The 343-nt window shown below is 50.7% G+C and carries 1 protein-coding gene; it reads right to left on the bottom strand.

Features of this window, described 5'->3' with window-relative positions; translation table 11 throughout:
- A partial coding sequence (locus AC1RP1_RS08090; protein ID WP_481762730.1) for a hypothetical protein occupies nt 1-343 on the bottom strand: 343 nt, incomplete at both ends.

The following is a 343-nucleotide window of genomic DNA, read 5'->3' as shown; positions in this document are numbered from 1 at the left end:
TACCGTACCAATACATGCCAACCCATCGCGATATGGCTTGGTAGCTGTCGTCAGTTAGGACACCTGCGTTTGCTAGCTTCATCCCAAGTGCATTCACCTGCTTTGCCAGAATGTCACGCTCAGGCTGCGACCACTGATCAAAATCAATCAGATGGCCGCCCATGAACGGAAGACCCGTCACTGGATCGGTACCGGTGCCAGACACTTGATCCGCAATCTGCTGTTCGAGCGGGGGATTAGTCACCCACATGTTACGCAGATTCTGCAAAATCTCGGTCTTGATATCGACTTGTCCCTCGAACACATTGTCGATGGCATTTGTGTAATCCACGTAGTATGGATT

Source organism: Dellaglioa sp. CoH-56-MRSF-13 (assembly GCF_056782095.1).
Note: the sequence above shows the minus strand (reverse complement) of the source record. Positions and strands in the feature narration are given on the sequence as shown.